The 18,713-nt window shown below is 34.7% G+C and carries 10 protein-coding genes and 1 pseudogene; 10 read left to right on the plus strand and 1 reads right to left on the minus strand.

Annotated features, from left to right (window positions below):
- Positions 1-135: pseudogene (locus BUB92_RS11855) on the minus strand (IS3-like element ISHahy4 family transposase); the annotation flags it as partial.
- Positions 136-484: 349 nt separating this feature from the next.
- Between BUB92_RS11855 and BUB92_RS09335 the strand changes: the two are divergent.
- The 10 genes from BUB92_RS09335 to BUB92_RS09380 are packed head-to-tail and all read left to right on the plus strand — an operon-like array spanning position 485 to position 18,562.
- Entirely contained in the window at positions 485-1,762 is a 1,278-nt protein-coding gene (locus BUB92_RS09335) for a hypothetical protein (protein WP_073093189.1), read from the plus strand.
- A 14-nt stretch (positions 1,763-1,776) separates the two neighbouring features.
- The gene (locus BUB92_RS09340) at positions 1,777-3,225 is read left to right on the plus strand and encodes an Hsp70 family protein (protein WP_073093191.1); all 1,449 of its coding nucleotides are present in this window, start codon (positions 1,777-1,779) and stop codon (positions 3,223-3,225) included.
- Positions 3,209-4,885 (plus strand): hypothetical protein, encoded by a 1,677-nt coding sequence (locus tag BUB92_RS09345; RefSeq protein ID WP_073093192.1) that lies wholly within the window; start codon positions 3,209-3,211, stop codon positions 4,883-4,885. Before BUB92_RS09340 ends, BUB92_RS09345 begins: the two co-directional genes overlap by 17 nt.
- Positions 4,886-4,910: 25 nt before the next feature.
- Positions 4,911-5,885: a phospholipase D family protein gene (locus BUB92_RS09350; protein ID WP_073093193.1), complete on the plus strand. Its 975-nt coding sequence runs from the start codon at positions 4,911-4,913 to the stop codon at positions 5,883-5,885.
- 17 nt (positions 5,886-5,902) lie between these two features.
- Positions 5,903-8,962, plus strand: a complete 3,060-nt coding sequence (locus tag BUB92_RS09355; protein WP_073093195.1) for a PD-(D/E)XK nuclease family protein — start codon at positions 5,903-5,905, stop codon at positions 8,960-8,962.
- Positions 8,963-8,964: 2 nt separating this feature from the next.
- Entirely contained in the window at positions 8,965-11,211 is a 2,247-nt protein-coding gene (locus tag BUB92_RS09360) for a UvrD-helicase domain-containing protein (RefSeq protein ID WP_073093196.1), read from the plus strand.
- Positions 11,212-11,235: 24 nt separating this feature from the next.
- Entirely contained in the window at positions 11,236-12,930 is a 1,695-nt protein-coding gene (locus BUB92_RS09365) for a phosphoadenosine phosphosulfate reductase domain-containing protein (protein ID WP_084728445.1), read from the plus strand.
- A gap of 8 nt (positions 12,931-12,938) precedes the next feature.
- Complete coding sequence (locus BUB92_RS09370; RefSeq protein ID WP_073093198.1) at positions 12,939-13,814, plus strand: DUF4007 family protein; 876 nt, start codon at positions 12,939-12,941, stop codon at positions 13,812-13,814.
- The gene (locus BUB92_RS09375; protein WP_073093199.1) at positions 13,801-17,376 is read left to right on the plus strand and encodes a hypothetical protein; all 3,576 of its coding nucleotides are present in this window, start codon (positions 13,801-13,803) and stop codon (positions 17,374-17,376) included. Before BUB92_RS09370 ends, BUB92_RS09375 begins: the two co-directional genes overlap by 14 nt.
- A gap of 19 nt (positions 17,377-17,395) precedes the next feature.
- Complete coding sequence (locus tag BUB92_RS09380) at positions 17,396-18,562, plus strand: aminotransferase class V-fold PLP-dependent enzyme (protein WP_073093200.1); 1,167 nt, start codon at positions 17,396-17,398, stop codon at positions 18,560-18,562.
- Positions 18,563-18,713 lie beyond the last annotated feature (151 nt).

Below are 18,713 nucleotides of genomic sequence, written 5' to 3' on the forward strand. Positions count from 1 at the left end.
AAATGCCTCTATATGTGCATTCATATTAGGAGTTTTTACGGGTATTCTCTCATGTATCAATTTTAATTCCTGGCAAGTTTTGGCAAATTTAGCTGACATAAACTGCGGCCGGTTATCAGTTCTTATTACCGGCAGCAGATTATCACTTGATATATGAATAGTATCAGTTGAAATATTATAACGCCGGGCTTGGGTAGCTGCATTGCCTGTTTCCTGACATTATTTTATAATTTGCTCTTTAAACTCATCACTGTACTGGTTTTTGCTACTCATTAACATCTACCCCCATTTCCTTATTAAAGGTTATCATATTAGACAGATTTTCTCTAAAGGTTTTGGGGGGATAAATAGAACTCTTTTACTGACGAACATTTAAAGATTGCAGCGGCTTCCAAACTTTTAAATATAGTTGATATAATTCTGCTGTCGCCTGAAAAATCAAGTATTATAAAATGTTTAAAAAATACTGTAGAGGTGAGAGAAAATGGAAGAAATAGTTAAACAACTTGAAAAAATAGTTGAAAAGTATAAGAAAAATAAAAAGATCAATAAAAATGACCAGGATAATGCTAGAAAAGGTTTAGAGACACTCTTACAGAGTACCGATTATGTAAAAGTTGCATTTGGTTTAATACCCAATCTGCCGCCTGGAGTTTCGATACAAGCTTTTATTTCTACCTGGAAGGGAGCTTCTGTGGACCAAAGGAAAGAACTTATTAATAAGTTGACTGGAAGCGATGAGATGAAAAGTAATGCCGGCTATTTTCGAATTATTGGTATTATTAAGGAATTGATACCTGAATATACTGAAGAAGCAACAGAGCTTCTTTTGTATATATCTTTAATGAACACTAAAAGTGGCAAAGAAGTTCCCGGTAAAGTTTTAACTGAACGCTTTCGAAAGGAACTTTTAGAAAACAGGTATCTCTTAAAATTTCCTGTTGAGAAAAGGCAGCTCGATGAAGTTGAGATTTCAGCAATTTCTGCAATGGTTCTCTGTTCTATTGTCGAAAAAGGGGAGTTTAATGAAGAATATGAAGAATTATTGAGTGATATTTTAGACTGGTTATTAGCAGCGCAAAAAAGGGTGTTTATCGGCAAAAAAGTTATTGATTATATTGAAAAAGTATCGAAAGATTGGCCAGAATATCTACAGCGCAAGTGTTTGGATTTAGGAGTGATTAAGACACTACGGCTAAAAGGTAGTGAGAAAAAAGTACCGGAGAGCAGTGAAATTATCGAGAAAGGAAAAGAAAACGAAAAAGTTTTGGTAAAAAAAGAGGATGTAACAGGATGGCTGGAGAAAATAACGAAGTACATAGAAGGTATAGAAAAGGAAAATGATTATCTAAAAAAAGCAATAAAAGATTTGAGATGCCAGCTGGAGCAGGAAAGGCAAATTATACATGAAAAAGAAAAAGAGATAGAAAAAATGCAAGCAGTACTGAGAGAAACAAACGAGAAACTTGTGAACATTGAAAAACAAAAAGCAGAATTGCAGGAGATTCTGAATGCAGAAAAGCGGCATCATGAAGAAGAAGTTATGCGTTTAAAAGATCGTATCGAAAGTGAGTGTAATTATGTATTAGAGGAATTTAAAGGAAAACTCTATGATAAATTATTCAGATACTATAAAGATTTTAATACCGCAAAAAATAGGCCAGGTGATGCTCAGATAGCTGATTATCTGAAAAGCCTGACAGAAAAAATTTTTAAGGTTTTAATTGGTGCAGGAATCAATTTAGAAAAAACAGATTGGTGATAGGGTGATTGGGTTTGTTCTGGTTTGGGATTGATTTTGGAACAACAAACAGTGCATGTATCGGGATTGAGGATAAAAGAAGAGTAAAGAAATTTTCGGATGATGAATATCCATTTCCTTCTCTTGTTATTATTGATCGTATGACTGGTAGGGTATACTGCGGACGCGAAGCATGGAGAAGGCGTGAGGAACTGAGGGAGTCCTGCGAGGTTATTCCTTCTATAAAAACATATCTTGGCACTGATAAAACCTGGAAGATTGCAGGGCGGATTTGGACACCTGAAATGGTGGCGGCCCAGGTCTTTCTGGGATTGAAGGAAAGAGTTAAAAAAAGGCTGGGGACCGATGAATTGAAAGAAGCGGTAATTGCAGTGCCAGTAGGTTTTTCGCCTGCTGCCCGGGCTGCACTCCGGAAAGCAGCGCGCATGGCAGGAATAGAAGTAAAAAGTTTTGTTAGTGAACCTACTGCTGCATTATTCTATCACTATAATGAAATCGGCCATAACACTAGAATTGGGGTATTCGACTGGGGTGGTGGAACGCTTGATGTTTCTGTTATTGAAAATAGAAATGGCTGTATAAAGGAACTTGCTACAGGCGGAATAAACAAAGCTGGAGATTATATTGACAGGTTGATGGCTGAGTGGATTCATAGGCGCATTGTGAGGAAATCAGGTCAAAAAATTTCTTTTGATGATATGCCTGCTGAAGCAAGGGATAAGATGCTGACGGCATGTGAGCAGGCTAAAAGAGACCTGACCTGGGATGATACAGCTCAAATACAGATATTAGATTATGGACCTTTAGGTGATGTTTTTGAGACTATCGATATAGAACAATTTACTCTTTTGATAAATCCAGTTATAGATGATGCTATTTCATGCTTTGGGGAATGTTTGGAACGTTCGGGTATGAATATTGCCCAATTAGACTGTATTTTAATGGTTGGCGGAAGTGTAAACCTGAGGCCTTTTAACGAGCGTATTGCTGAATTTTGGGAAGGAAAAGAGTATTATCCTGAAGGTGAACCGGAGTGGAGTGTGGCCGGAGGGGCGGCAAGACTGAGCATAAATGAAGGTAAACATATACTGACCCAGACAGTAGGAGTTGTTATGTCCGATGGCAGTCTTTATCCGCTATTCGCAAAAGGTCATTATATAAATTCAGGGGATTTTTCAACAGCAACGTTTGCCCTGGTTGAAGATGCACCTGCTGCTAATCTGGTTTTTGCAGATGGTACGGGTAATGCGCTTGGTTACTTGAGTGTTCCGGCTTTTGGATTTTTCGGGGAAAAGATCGAAGTGATAGCCTGGATCGATGAGGATTTAATCCTTAGAATTAAAGCAAGAAGCCTTAACAGATCCGAGAAAAGCGTTCGAGAATGGCAATATGACTCTTTGCGCATGGAATATGAGCTTCCTGTGATGCATCTTGAGGTGGATGAGGATGATTACAAAATCTAATGTGACTTATGACAGCAATGTATATGTTATAAATGGCGATTTAAGAACTGATAAAACTTTTCAGAGCAAAGTAAGGGGCAGAAAAAATTTAAAAGCAATGTTAATTGAACTGGCGGGGTTGAGATGGGTTAAAGGAGATGTTTCGGTAGATAATTATACCCACTTGCTGACTGAAATCCAGCAAAAAGAATGGGAGCTTGGCATGTATTGTGCCCTTCTTGGTGACAGGGATGAAATCGTCTGGGGTCTCATAAAAGAAGGCGATGAACTGAAAATAGCCTGCAGATGCTATAAGACAGATTGCAGGCATTTTAGAACCTGCAGGCCAGATTATGAACCTGGAATGGAATTGCCTGCTCTGCCTGAGGTTCAATTTAAGGATAATTCTATTGATGTACAAATAGAAAAAAGAACCGGGGTCGCTGAAAGCTTAGAAGAACAAATTAATTTAGAGATTAAGCCAAAAGTAATTTCTAATGGGCAGAAAGCTGATTATAAAAATATCGATGGACAAGAAAAGGGAATTTATGCGGATTACATATCAAAAGTGGAAGCGCTTTTAGAAACAAAGGATAAAAGCAAGTTTCAAAAATTAGCCGGGTTGATGAAAGAATTACCGGCTGAAAATGATCTGGGGAAATTGTGTAATTTGTTGGATAGTAATGAAAAGGCAGCGATTTTGTGCAGAAATATAGGCGAAGCCTTGAAAGTATCGGGGAAGCTCTGGCAAAGACAAATTCCTCACGGTTTGGATATTTGGAAAAGAATTAGGATTTATCCCGTATGGGTGGCAGATTTATTGAATGGTTTTCGAGGAGAAATTACTGTTGATGATTTTATCAATACAGGTGAACTTCGAGCTGAAGAGATTTTCAGCACTTTAAAGCTTATTTGTGGAGCTAAGGGGGACAGTTTAGATTGTGAAACTGTAAGGGTGAATGTGATAATAAATAATCGATTATCCAGTGAATTTTTCGAAGAAAATATATCCCATGTTGTTGTATGCACTGAAGAACAGGCAAAAAATAAAGAATTCGAGTATATGTATATGCTGGAGCCTGATGCAAAGAACCTTCAAGAAGAATTTGAAAAAGAAGCAAGGATTTGGTGCTTTGCGCTTTCAAAAACGAAGAAAGAATTCAAATGGTTTAGAAAGAAAAGCAATCCATTAATTTTTCTGTATATGGAAAATGGGAGATGGATTGAGGTTGGGCAGGAAAAGAACGGAAGGAAAATTCTTGTTTCGCTTGAAGTGGGAATAGATGGTGACGTTGATGAGGAGAGTTTTGTTGACGGGAGTTTTCAGGGGCTTGACCCTTATGAAGTCCAGATATATATAAGGAACGAAGTGAAACCCGGAGATCCTTTGGAAATAGTTTTGATCGATAGACCTTTCCCGGTTTATGGAATATATCATAAAGGAAAACTTATAGGCAAGATGTCCGACAGCTTTGTATTGGGAGTAAGGAAGGTTTTGGAAACAAATATAAAGAGGTTTTCTCACCTTCCGCGACGCTTTAGCGAAGTATATGTGGAGAAAGTGTATTCGGTAGTGCGAAAACCGGATGCGGTAAGTCCGTATGTGGTCCAGCCATTTATGAGTACCGGCATATGGCATGGAGTAGTTTTATCAGGTATGGGTAAAGTTCGATTTGATTGAAAACTTTGTTAATGGAGAGAAAGCGATGCAGAATGAATTCATAAGTGTGTTAAAAGATGGACTAGAAAAATATATACCGACGTTAAAGAGGAAGATTTTAATAGTAAGTGCTTATGTAACTTATGACGCTTTCATGTTTGTGAATGATTTACTTTCTCAAAATTGTAAGCAAGAAGTAGAAAAGATAATCGTATTGAATTTTGATTTAATGGATTTCTTCAGAGGTGCTTCTTACTTTAAATTTAAAGAGAGCATTGTAAAATATAGCTGGAAGGTATATGTAAATTTAAAGATTCATGCAAAGATTTACTGCTTTGATGACGAAAAAGCTATTATAGGCAGTGCTAATCTGACAGGGAGCGGTATAGGGCTTACGACTAGGCAAGGTAAGAGCATAAAAGAAGGTGGAACTGTCTGTGATGTAAATCAAGGACTTTTGCTATATATGCAGGAGGTGTTAAAAGAATCTATAGCAGTTGACGAAAATTTAGCGGATTTATTAGATGGATATGTGGAAAAGGTACTTAAAGTTGAAAAAGAATCTGAAGCTGAAAAATTATGGGAAGAATTGAGCAGATTACTGAGAGAGAAGACCTCAGAAAATCCGCTTTTAAATTATAAAGTTGGTGTAATAAAAAAGTTAGAAAAGAAGATTTTGTCAGCAATAAAAGAAAATCCTAATAAATTTTTGGAAGAAGTTACCAAAGTTGAGCTTCCAATATACTATATCGAGAAAAACAAAAAGTGGTATGACAACTATATAATTGACCTAGATATGAATGAATTTATACTTGAAAGGAAGTATGAAAACCTAGCGAAACTTTATAAATTAAACGGGAAGTTGTATAGAGAAAAGATAGATGTTCCGGAAGTTGAAATTTCTCCAGAAAAGTTAAGGCAGTTAAAAGAAAAATATAAGGGATATAAAATAGATGTGGTGGAAGATTCTGCTGTAATGCTAGGAGAGAAGGTAATTTTTAAAATTTTTTATCCCATTTGAAGGTGGAGTGATTTTAAATGAAAAACAAAAAGCTAAAGGTTAAATTATTGAGTCACGAAGACTTCGGCGAAATAAAAAGAGAAATAGAAAAAAGCAATAAAAACTTTTTATACATTACTGCAACTGCTAATTTGAAAAAACTCAGGTTAGATCAGGATGAGGATAAAAAGCTGTTTAGAGCATTCAAAACAAGAAAAATAGAAGAAAATGATTTAGATTTCAATCTATGTTCATTTGATGAATTTACACATTACGTGAGATACTTGCTTCGGCAAGAAGGAGGTTATATTTCTACAATAGACCAGAGGGCCATATTGTATGAATTGATAAAACATTTTTATTCTGAAGAGAGGTTATATCAAACTTTAGTTAATGAGCTTTTTGAATTGTATCAGTTTTTCATGTTTAAAGAAGTTGAGAAAATAAAGGATAGTGCTTTATACGAAATTAAGAAAAGTTATCCGGAATTTTACTATAATATATTCCAGCTGTATAACGATTTCAAAGATGAACTTATTGATATTAAGAATGGAAAACCAAGTATAGCAAAAGTTGACATAGAAAAATTAAAAAATAAAGAACCGTATATTGTCGCTTTAAAAGAAAAGATATCCGAGATTTTAAACAATTATGCTTTTATATTTTTCGATGGTTTTCTTTTCTTTAATGATCATCAGTATTTTGTCATTCATAAGGCATTAAGCTTAGAAAAAGAAGTTTACCTCGTGGCAAAATCAAACCTTCTAGATAGTACAGAAAGTATCATTCTGAGTTATTATGAGGAACTTTTTGACATAGATGTAACTAAGCTCATTGCTCAGAAAACTGATTCACTAAATGATTTAAATAATTTTGAAACAAATGATTCTATATCATGGCTTCAAACTGCTCGCGAAAATTTTCTAAAAGATACTACCTTTCTTAAGAAAGACGATTCTATCGTGATATATGAGCCTTTTTACAATAGAGAGGAAGAATTTAAGTTCGTTATAAGGAAAATTACTGAGATTATTAATAAGATTATTAATGAGAACTTAAAGCCTGAAGTTAATCTAAAGGAGCAATTGAAGAATCTGTTGAAGGATTTTGCCATAGTAAATGCGGTAGACAAAGAAAAATTTGAAGAAGAGTTAGATCTGCTTTTGCAAAGATACGGCGTATTTTTGCTTGATCCTAAGGTAAACCACAAAGAAGAATGGCAACATGTAGATTTAAATTCTATAGATAAAATCTATTATTCTAAGTATGACTTTTTAAGGACATCAGTAAAAAATAAGGATGGCACAGAGCTTTCATTTAAAGATAAACTAAGTTTTTTCAAGGAGAATTTTGAAAGAATTCATGTTATAAGAAGGAAAAGACCTGTCTCTTCTTATCCTGTAACCCAGTTCATAGTTCAGTTGTGCGAAGTAATTTTAAAAGGAATTGATGTGGATAAGTTTAAAATAATTTTATATTCGAACTGGAAGTATATCTCAGGCAATGATGTAAAATGGAGCGATTATCTTTTCCAGTTTAGGATGGTACAAGAATATTTTAAAAACAGCAGTGATATTTCGGCATGGCTGGAATCATTAGAAAAGATAAAAGAGGGAAAAAAGAATTTGTTGCAGTATAAGGGACATCCTTTTGCGGCTATATCTGATGATTTTTTGAAGAATATGAAAGGGATATTAGAGGTATTAAAAAGGATTTCGGAAGATTTGAAAGACATTCAGATGAATATAAGGGATTATATCAAAAATGTGGGTAAGTACTTATTTGAAGAAAAAAGTACTTTTGGACTAGAAGGTTATGAATTTGAAGAAGAGTTAATTTCGAGGATCGAAGATACCTTGAATGAAATTAGTATATCTTCTTATGTTAGTACAGATGCAGCTTTTTTTGCTAAAAACTTGATAGCTTTAATCGAGGAATTTAGACAAGAACTAGAAGAAGTTGATGAAGATTTGCTTTATCTTAATGTAGTGAATTTAGAAAACATGCATAAGTTTAAATATGTATTTTTTGTGATGGCTGAAAATGATAAGTATCCGAGACCTCTAAAAAGAGATTTTCCTTTTTCGCAGGATATAATAGAAATAATGGAAGAAAATGGAATATGCGAAAAGCCTATGGAAATGCATGATGAAGATTACCACCTTAAACTTGAGAGATATCTTTTCAAAAACGTCCTCGATTTTACGGGAGAGAGGATTTATTTTACTTATTCTCAAAGAGAAAGAGAAAAAGAACTAGGTCCTTCGGTTTTTCTAGAAGACCTAACTTCGATATTAGGAAGAGAAGGTATGGATATTGACAGTTTATCTGTAAAAGCCGAAAGTACTTTAGAGGTTAAAGGAAAACTTGAAAGTGTAGATGAGGGGGAACTAGTAGTATTTGAAGGTTCTTTAAATAAAAAAGAAAAACTGATAGACAGATTATTTTACAAGTATTGCAAGAAATTATTTTATTACCGAAATTTTTGCGAAGACGGGAAACATCTATGTTTCTTTAATGATTATCAGCTTTCTTTCTATGCATCATGGTTTTGTTTTAGTTATTGTTTAAGAGAACATGGAGAGAGATATAAAAATAAGGTTTATACTGTTCATGATGATGAGTATTATTCAGATCTAGAAAAGTTTATAGTAGAAGGAGAAAATAATTTAAAAAGATGGTTCTTCCTTTGGGAAAATAATAAATTCAAATTTATATGGTTAGAAAGGTATGTGAAGAGCTATCTTTCAAAGTTGATAGGAAGGATAGTTAAAAAAGGGATAAATAACTTTTACGTAGAAGTTGTGGACGATTATTACTTTCTAAGATCAGTTGTGAAGGAGACAGAATATATAAGAATCCCTCTTTTTAACTACCTAGAATTTGCAATAATATCGAATTATATATGGAAGGGAAGAGACGAAGATGAATGTAAAGGAAGATATAAGGAGTTTTACTGTTACAAAATAGATAAAGACATGAAGGATTTTAAATTAAAAATGCATGAGCTTCTCGTTCCCATAAATAAAAAAATAGGATGTTCATATTGTGAAATTAAAGATATTTGTAAATTGGAGAAATTGAAGAGGGAGGAGTAAGATTGAACGTAAGAAATTATATCGAAAAATTTGCAAGAACCCCCCTTACCGATACCCAGAAAGAAATTTTAAACATACAATTCCCTTTTTATCTGAAGGCTGGTGCTGGAACCGGTAAAACGGAACTTTTGATAGAATTAGTTATAAAATGTTTAAACGACGATGTAGGAGCTTCTCTATCTGATTTCGTTATTATAACATTCACCAACAAAGCAGCATCTGAAGTAAAAAACCGCTTAATAGAAAGGCTTTATTTTGACTATTTGCTAGAGCGAAAGAAATTGAGACACATTACCAATATTATGGGAGATTCGCGAAATTTTATATTAAGGTCTGAAGAAGAGAAGAGAAAATTTGTGGATTTCACATCTATGCTTAATATAGATACGATTCATGGATTTTGTGAAAAAATATTAAGGGAGTACGGATATATTATAGGGATTTCACCTAAATTTGAGATAAAAAGTGTTACGTGGAAATTAAATGAGATTATAAGAGATACAATAGGCGAGTATGCTTTTGATAGATATTTGATTTCTTTGCCCGAACATAAGTTATTAAAACTTGTGAGAAAGCTTTATGAAGATTGTGATAACAAAGGTTTGAGAATAACTAGGGAAGATAATTTTAAAATAAATGAAGAACAAGAATTTTGGCCTGGTTTTAAGAAGTCCTTCATAGAGCTTTTTTATAAGGTTGAAGAAAGAATTGAAAGATACAAGCAAGAAAACGATATAGTAACACCAAATGATCTAGTAAAATATACTGCAGAACTTGTTAAAAATGATTTTGTAGCTAATAAGCTTGCTTCTCGGTATAAGTATATCTTTATGGACGAGTTTCAGGACACCAATATAAGTCAGTTTGATTTAGTTCGTATTTTGATGGACAAAGGAGTAAATGTATTTCTAGTCGGAGATGAAAAACAGTCTATATATGCTTTTAGAGGAGCCGATATTGAAAGTTCTATAAAAATGGGGAATGTTATCTCGCAAAAGTATAATGGTGGCTCGATTATTCAAATGGTTGATAATTTCAGGAGCAACAGCAAAATTATAGATGCTGTAAACAAAATTTTTTCTAGAAAATATTCAACAGATGTGAGAGTTACGCTGGATGTAGGTTTTACAGACTACAGGCCCTTAGTCTTTCCAGGTCCTGATGAAAGAATAATGCCCAAATATAAATGGAAGGCAACGGACGAAAGGCTAAAAGAGGCAGTAACTATTGAACAGTTAGATATAGTTGAATTGATAAGAAAAATAAAAGAGAATCTAATAGACCTTGATGGGAAAGAAATTAAGTATGCAGATATAGCAATTCTCTGCAGAGAAAATTTTCAAGTAGAAAAAGTAGCAAAAGAGTTAAGAGATAATTCGATTCCCGCAGTTATTTACGGAGGAGAAGGGTTTTTTAATTGTAGTTCAGTTATAAGTACGTGCAAGCTTTTCGAGTATATTGCTTATCCATCGGAAATTACGAGGGGTGAAACAAAACTAACGGATTATTTTATAGCAATTGTAGCAAAAGGCAGGGAAGATTTTGAAAAATTCCTGGATGAATTAAGTATTTTTGCTAGAACAAATACAATTATAGAGGTTTTGAACTTTGCAATAGAGGAGACCGCTATCGAGGAATACTATTTAACTACAAATCGCTACCAGGAACTGTACAATCTTTATAAGTTGCGGGAACTTGTAAAAAATATTAGAGATCAGGAATTTCTGCATCCAGTTACTTTTTTTGAATATCTAAACAATATGATTTTATCTGAGCAAAGGGAAGAAAATGCGGATTTTTATGTCCAAGAAGAGCAGGATTTTGTTAAGGTAATGACTATTCACAAGTCGAAAGGTTTGGCTTTCGATATAGTTATTATACCTTTTGTAGAAAAACCGATGATTAGAGGAAAGAGCGAACCGCTAATTACATATGAAAAAACAAAAAGCGAGTTTAGAATAGGATTTAATAAAGATGAGTTGTTCAAATATGAGAATGACCAAATAGCGGAAGACTTAGATTATAATGATTTACATAAATATGAAATTCAAAAAATATTGGAAGAGGAATTTAGGGTGTATTATGTAGCTTTAACTCGTGCGAGGGAATTGCTAATTTTGAAAAAAGATACTAGAAGTACTAGAAGGCAAAGGGGAAATACCTGCTCATTTTTAGATTTTATCCGCCAGATAGACGAAGGAAAATTTTATGAAGAACATCTAGAACTATTGTCTAAAAACCTATGTTAGTCTGTTATACGAGGTAGATTCTACATGATAGAAAACGTATGCCAGGATTGTGGAATGAAATATATAGACTTATACATTTCTGAATGTCCAAACTGCAAAGGACGGACAAAGCCTTTTTCGAAACTGTATTATTGCAAAAACTGCCAAATTCCCCTCTATGAAGAAAAATGCGATTTATGCGGTGCAAAAGGCGCCTATCTTGCAGCCGATGTAAGACCCGTATTTCCTAAAGAAAGGCGTCTGTTAGAAATTATATTGGGAAAAACGTTTAATGAAGCTTCTGTGTGGGCTGAAGCAAGAGGCAATTTCTATTTTATTGATGGAAAGGCGGTACATGTCAATAAAAAGAGTTTATTGGCTATTGGAGAAAAAGAATTAGAAAAAATCACCGATGAACTAAAAGTTTTGGATGAAAGATTAACATTGAAATTTGAAAGCGAAATACAGAAGTTCATAGATGCCAATAAAAAGCATATTGATGAACTTGCCTTCAAAACAAAAGAATTTATAAATAAGATCTCCTCAGGCTTCAAGTTGGATGAAATGTTCGTATCCTTCAGCGGCGGCAAAGATTCTACGGTGGTCAGCGATTTAGTAACTAAAGCTTTAGGTAGTCCAAAAGTAATCCATATTTTTGGGGATACAACTTTAGAATTTCCTTTTACACTAGATTATATAACCCGTTTTAGGGAGAAAAACCCTTACACTCCGTTGATTATAGCTAAAAACAAAGAGTCTAGTTTTTTTGATATGTGCGAGCTTTTAGGACCTCCTAGCCGGGTCATGCGCTGGTGCTGCACCATCTTTAAAACCGGTCCCATCAACAAAAAGATAGCCCAGCTTTTTAAAGGCAAAAAGAAGGTGATCACTTTTTACGGTATCAGAAGAGGCGAAAGTGTAAACAGGAGCAAATACTCCGATGTGACGGTGAGCCCGAAAATCTTGAAACAGGTAGTAGTATCACCTATATTCAACTGGACGGAATTTGATATATGGCTTTATATATTGGCGAACGGCATTGACTTTAATGAGGCCTACAGGTTGGGATATAGTAGAGTTGGTTGCTGGTGCTGTCCGAACAACAGTGTCTGGTCCCAATTTTTGACGCGCATATACATGGCCGAGATGAATGAAAAGTGGGAGAAATTTTTGATTGATTTTGCCAGGAGAATAGGCAAGGAAGATGCTGAGGTTTACGTGCGTGAAGGTAAGTGGAAAGCGAGGCAGGGCGGAAGCGGCGTAGATTATAGCAGAAAATCTGTTCTTACCTTTAAACCGTGCAGCAATGACGAAAATACTTTATACTATGACTTACAAAAGCCTATCTCAAAACAGCTTTACGAATTCTTCAAGCCTTTTGGTGAATTAAATTTTGAGATGGGACAAGAGATTCTAGGTGAAGTGTTCGTGTTAGACGAAGACAAGAATGTAGTGATGAAACTGCAAGGGCTTGAAGGAGATACCCAGTTAAAAATTGTCCTTTATAATGCAAAAAATACCAGGATTTTCAAGCAAAAAATAGAAGCCCAGATAACTAAATTTCAAATGTGCATAGGCTGCCTAGCATGTGAAGGGGTATGCCACTTTGGGGCTATAAAGGTTTCTTGTGACGATTACAGGATTGATGAAAAAAAATGCACTCGTTGCGGGAAATGTATAAGTTATTTCGATGGTGGGTGCTACATTAGGAAAGTTTTAACGATAAAGAGAGGGGATTAACTTACAGCATGGGCACTTTATATAAATTAAAAGGCCACGGGTCTTTTTATATAAGAGAAGGGTGGTTGAGGAAGGGATTAAAAAATATCAGGAAGTACGGAGGAAATTTATTTTCACGAAAGGATGCTGTGGAAATTTTAGGCGTCGGAGCTAATATGGTAGGTGCCATAAAATATTGGCTTTTAGCAACAGGTCTTGTTGAATACAGTAATGACAAAAAAAGTCTAAAGATAACTCCTTTAGGTGAACTAATTGAGAAATACGACCCCTACTTTGAAGACATTTTTACTTTATGGCTTATGCATTATAAAATTGCTGCTAACAAGGAGTTTTGCACTAGCTGGTATTTGTTTTTTAACGAGATAGATATTAAGTATTTTTCGAAGGCAGAACTTCTAGAGATTTTAAAAAGTAAATTTGAAAATATTTTCAGGCCCGAAAAATATTCGCTAAAATCGCTTGAAGATGATTGCGAATGCATAATTAAAATGTATCTCGACAAAGCAATCGATGAAATTTCACCGGAGGATAATCTAGTGTCTCCTTTTAGCAGGTTAGGGTTGTTAAGGTTAAAGGACAAAAAAAGGGGTATTTACGAGCGGGTGGTTCCATCCTTTGATGCTTTACATCCGTTAATTTTGCTTTATGCGGTTTTAGATTTTTTCGATAAGACCGAAATTAATATGAATGAAGAGATTCTGCACGACAGGGGAATAAGCAGAATTTTTAACCTGGACGGTTACGGAGTATACCGGTATATGGAATTTTTGGAGAAGAAAAATTATGTAAATATAGTGCGGACTGCACATCTGAATACATTATATTTAAACGTGAAGGACAAAACTCTAGTGCTGGAGGAATATTATAAAAATGAGGTGCGGTGAAAATAACGTAACGACCGATTATAAAGATTTAATAAAAATAGAAGATCTATACCATTACTCGGTAAATATAAGGTACGATCTTGACAATACAAAGAAAATAAAGGCTTTTATCCCCACACCTAGCAATGTAAATATATTAAAAAAGTTATTGCTCAACACTTTGAAAAGAGAAGATAAAAAGGCTAATGTATTGATAGGCCCGTACGGCAAGGGAAAATCTTATATTTTACTCGTTTTACTTTACATATTGTCGCCGCATAGGGATCTTTCTATATTAAGTGATCTTAAAAGGAAGATAAAAAAGATAGATTCAGAAGTGGCCGATTTAATAGATTTTATTGTTTCCGAAGAAATCCGTTACCTTCCCGTTATATTGAATTACAATTACAGGAATCCCGAGCAGGCATTTCTTGTTGCATTGAAGGATGCGATGGAAAGGGAGAATCTAGAAAATTTAAAATTTCCAACTTCTTTTGAGATGGCAATAGAAACTATAAAAAAGTGGAAAGCTGACTATCCAGAAGCTTACTGCAAATTTGAAAGCCTGCTGTCAGAGATAAACTTTACCGTTGAGGACTTTATAGAAGAGTTAAAGAGCTTTAATTTTGAGGTATATGAATATTTTACAAAGTTATATTCGGATATAACTGCTGGAGCCCAATTTAATGCGCTGTTGAATGATGATTTTATAAATACCTATAGGTCTTTTATGTATAAACTTCGCGAAGAAGGAATTTTTGACGGGATATACGTGGTTTTTGATGAGTTCAGCAAATTTGTCGAAGAAGAGGTAAGAAGCGATGTGGGACTGCAGTTAAAAACGATCCAGGACATGGCCGAATTGGTTGAAAGGGACACGGAAAGAGCCATTCAGTTTACCTGTATAATGCATAAGCCCTTCGACCACTATCTGAAGGAAGCTAAATCGGTGCAGATCGATTTATTTAGAACTGTAGAAGGAAGATTCCAAGAAATTTATTTTATAAGTCCGGCAAAAGAAGAGTACGAAGTTATAGGACAGGTAGTAAGAAAAGATGAACTAAAATTCAACGTACTGTGGGAAAATTGCGGTAAAGAAGTTACTGACCTTTATTTTAGAGTGAAGGATTTATTTAGACACATCTACGATGAAGAAGGGTTAAAGAATCTAGCTAAGGAATGTTTTCCTTTTAATCCGGTGAGTTTATTTGTGCTTCCGAGGCTCTGCGAACTGGTAGCTCAGAACGAGAGGACCCTTTTTACTTTTTTAACAAGCCATGAAAGAGGTGGATTCCTAAATTTTATAGAAAAAAGGCGGAATCCAAACGAAGGCTTTTTGCTTAACCTAGATGTGCTTTTTGACTATTTCGAGATATCCTTCAGAAAAGAAATTTTTAATAAGAAAGTAGTCGATATTTACAATAAAGCACAGAAGTCCTTAGCACTGGTAGAAGACGAAAACGAAAAAAGGATAATAAAAGCCCTTGCTGTCATCTATATAGTCGATGAACTAGAAAGGTTAGAGCCGAAAGAAGAATTGCTTTTGTGCTCGCTGGAGATGAGTAGAGAAACCTTTGAAAGAGCCCTTGAAGCGCTGTTAGAGAAAAAGGTCCTCATAAAGAGAAGGAGCACCCAATATATTGAGTTTTTCCTTTCCAGCAATGGGGATTTGTATGAAAGAATTAACTTCTATAAATCAGCTAAGGGCAGAGACTTAAAATCAGGTGATGTTATCGGGAAAATCAAAGGCCCGAGTTTTATTTTTCCTAGGAAATATAACGATGAACATGAAATTACCAGATATTTCTATAAAATTTTCTTGGAAGCTCATGAGTTAGAAAGAATCGATTCATATCAGGACCTTTGGAAAACTAAATTAGCCGATGGATATATAATCCATCTGCTATGGCAAAACGAGGATGAAATCCAGAGGTCCATAGAAAAAGTGAAAAGAATTGATGATGAAAGAATACTGCTTTGTGTTCCTAAAGATTCCTTTGACAAATTAGATGAGATAAAGGAGTATGTTGCCATACAATTATTGATGAATGAGGCAAGGGAAGGAAATAATGCTGGGCTTCTCTATGATTTAGAACTTTTGCTGGAAGATTTAGAAAATCTTATTGCAAATTATATTGATGAACTTTTTGAATATGAACAATGTTCTTTTTATAATCACAAAGGAGAGTTGTTGAAAATAGAAGATGAAAGGGACCTAAATAATGTTGTAAACGATATATGTCGCGAAGTTTATAAATCAACTCCGATTGTGCCAAATGAAATGGTAAATAAAAATAATCTCACCCCTCAGATGCAAAAAGCTTTGGCAAATGCCATAAAGTATTTACTTGAAGGGAAAATTGATGAAATAAAGGGCAACAAGCCCGAAAAGACGATATTGAAAGTTGCTGTAGTCAATAAAGGACTGTTGGATGGATTTTGTAAAGATGCTGGACTTCGGAAGGTATTAGAAGCGATAGATGTTTTTATGAATAAGGCTTCTAAAGAAAAAACTTCCTTTGGAGAGATATATTCTGTTTTGCAGGGCAAAGGATATGGTATGAGAAAGGGAATAATCCCCATATACTTGGCTTACAAGATGAGAGATCTGATTGAAGATATGGTGTTTTACTTCGGCAGTAAAGAAATTGATTTTGATGAACAGCTCTTTATCAAAATAAATGAAGAGCCGGAGTCGTATTATTTATTTTGCGATAGCAAGTCGGTAGAAAAAAAGATGTATTTAAAGAGTCTTACCAACTTATTTAAAGACTATATGAGGGATAATGAGCAAAATATATACTTTAAAATATACGATGCCATGAGGACCTGGTATATTTCGCTGCCTCCATTTACGCAAAAAACAAATGCTATCGAAATAATAGAAGAAAAACTCGCACAAAAGACCATAAGATCTTTTAAAAGAGAAATAGCAAATGCCGAACAAAATCCTTTTGAATTTATATCTAAAAAATTATTGAGTGTTTTAGGATGTGATACTTACTCGGAAGCAATCGTGAAAATTGAAAAACTAAAAAAGGCTTTTGATGCACATCTTGAGCTTACAGTTAAGGAAGTGATAAAGAATATAAAAGATATCTTGGGATTTGAACAGGATTTAAATATCTTAGTGGGACTAAAAAAATGGTATTTTTTACTGCCTAAAACTGTAAAAGAAGTATTTCACGGAGAACCGGTAAATTCATTTTTAAAATATATCGATGAAGTTAGCGAGAAGGAAGAAATGAAAGTTGTTTCGGATTTATCATTGATTTTACTGGGTATAGATATAGCACATTGGGATGACTCTTCGTATGGATTGTTTATCGAGAGGTTGAAAGAAGTGGTAAATACTCTGGCGGAGAATGAAAAAAGTGAAAATACGTTCGGTTTTTTCAAAATTTCTTTTAGTGAAGAAGATAAAGAAATGGGATATAAGATGTTGGAAAAAATACCCATTTCAGAAACGGGAAAGGTTTTAAAAACTGCTATAGAAGAACTACTAGTAGAGTTTGGCGCCGCGATAGATGAAAAAGAAAAACTTAATATCCTAGTGGACATAATAAAAGAACGTCTAAATTGATGTTCGGAGGAATAGTAAAATGGAAAAGTTGGTATATTTGGACAATGCTGCTACAACTTATCCTAAGCCAGCTATAGTTTATGAGAAGATGGATTATGTGAACAGGTATCTTTGCTTTAATGTGGGTAGAGGTTCTTACAAAGGCGCGCGGGAATCAGCTGATATAGTAGATGAGACGAGAAAATTGTTAGCAGAACTTGTAAAAACTGAAAAACCGCAGTACGTAGTGTTTTCTCCATCAGCCACTATTGCGTTTAATGTTATTGTGAACGGACTCGAATGGGATATTTCTAAAAATGTATTTGTGTCTCCCTTTGAACATAATGCAGTATTAAGACCTTTATACAGTATTGCCCAGAAAAATGGAGCTAGATTGTTCGAACTACCCTTTAATAAAGAAAGCTTTGAATTTGATGCAAAAGCGGCGAAGCTCCTTTTTGAGGAGCATAAACCCGATTATGTCTTTATAACGCATGTTAGCAACGTTACGGGCTATATCCTGCCTGTAAAGGAAATCGCTGAGCTTGCGCGAAAATATGGTGCAGTTGTAATCTTAGATGCAGCCCAATCCTTGGGATTTGTGGAAGTTGATTTAATGGAATTAGGGGTTGACATAGCAGTCTTTGCAGGACACAAAAATTTATATGGACCGCTTGGAGTCGGTGGTTTTATAATAAACTCTTGTTCTAATATAGATGGGGTTTTAAAAGATGCTATTTTTGGAGGAACCGGCAGCGATTCCTTGAATCTAGAAATGCCTAGGGATTTGCCGGGCAAGTTTGAAGCAGGAAGTCCTAACATTGTGGCCATAGCCGGACTAAATGCAGCATTGAAGTGGCTAAAAGAAAATATAGAGGAAATTCGTTCGAAGAAGAAAAAATTAACTTTAGAGTTAGTAGGTGAGTTAAAAAATTTAGGTGTTAAGTTGTATATTCCTTCAGATTTGGAAAGTCACATCGGGATTATTTCCATGAATGTCGAAGGCTTTAGGCCGGAAGAAGTAAGTCTTGTTTTAGATAGAAGATTTAACATTGCAACTAGAGCAGGTTATCACTGTGCAGCCCTTGTTCATAGGTTTTTAGGTACTGTAGAATTTGGGGGAACTTTGAGAATAAGTCTAGGCTATTTTAACGAAAAAAGGGAGATAGAATATTTTATTGAGTCGTTAAAGAGTATAGTTTTTTAACAAATATGGTTCTTTGTCAACAGTTAATGTAGCAGGTGTTGGTGGTCAAATTGCGAATGTCAAGCAAAAAGTGGACCACTGTGCTGATAAAAAATTGAGCCACTAATGCTAGTTTAAAAGTGAGCCACCTTGCTCACTTTTGGCTCTGATA

Source organism: Thermosyntropha lipolytica DSM 11003 (genome assembly GCF_900129805.1).
Classification (GTDB): Bacteria; Bacillota; Syntrophomonadia; order Syntrophomonadales; family Syntrophomonadaceae; genus Thermosyntropha; species Thermosyntropha lipolytica.

Bases quoted from the DNA above. Each gene is read 5' to 3' on its own strand.
- BUB92_RS09335 (WP_073093189.1), top strand. From the start codon at position 485: ATGGAAGAAATAGTTAAACAACTTGAAAAAATAGTTGAAAAGTATAAG.
- BUB92_RS09345 (WP_073093192.1), top strand. From the start codon at position 3,209: ATGATTACAAAATCTAATGTGACTTATGACAGCAATGTATATGTTATA.
- BUB92_RS09350 (WP_073093193.1), top strand. From the start codon at position 4,911: ATGCAGAATGAATTCATAAGTGTGTTAAAAGATGGACTAGAAAAATAT.
- BUB92_RS09355 (WP_073093195.1), top strand. From the start codon at position 5,903: ATGAAAAACAAAAAGCTAAAGGTTAAATTATTGAGTCACGAAGACTTC.
- BUB92_RS09365 (WP_084728445.1), top strand. From the start codon at position 11,236: ATGATAGAAAACGTATGCCAGGATTGTGGAATGAAATATATAGACTTA.
- BUB92_RS09370 (WP_073093198.1), top strand. From the start codon at position 12,939: ATGGGCACTTTATATAAATTAAAAGGCCACGGGTCTTTTTATATAAGA.
- BUB92_RS09375 (WP_073093199.1), top strand. From the start codon at position 13,801: ATGAGGTGCGGTGAAAATAACGTAACGACCGATTATAAAGATTTAATA.
- BUB92_RS09380 (WP_073093200.1), top strand. From the start codon at position 17,396: ATGGAAAAGTTGGTATATTTGGACAATGCTGCTACAACTTATCCTAAG.